Raw genomic sequence first — 217 nt, forward strand, 5'->3', positions numbered from 1 at the left:
CTCCGCACGCCGGGCGACCGCCGCTTCCCAGTTGTCGACCGTCGCGGTCTGCGCGAAGGGCGCCATCAGCTCGACCCGCCGCTTGCCCAGGTTCTCGTAGCTGGCCTCCCGGGGGGCCTCGGCGTCCCACCACGATCCCACCAGGAGTTTGCCGAGCTCGCGGTCGACGAACAGCCCCATCCCGCGAAAGCCCGGCTGCGCCGACAGCAGTTTGCGG

1 pseudogene is annotated in these 217 nt (G+C 71.9%); it reads right to left on the reverse strand.

Annotation, left to right across the window (positions count from 1 at the left end):
• Nucleotides 1-217: pseudogene (locus ABD323_RS45655) on the reverse strand (hypothetical protein); the annotation flags it as partial.

It is taken from the genome of Kitasatospora nipponensis (assembly GCF_039528135.1).
Lineage (GTDB): Bacteria > Actinomycetota > Actinomycetes > Streptomycetales > Streptomycetaceae > Kitasatospora > Kitasatospora nipponensis.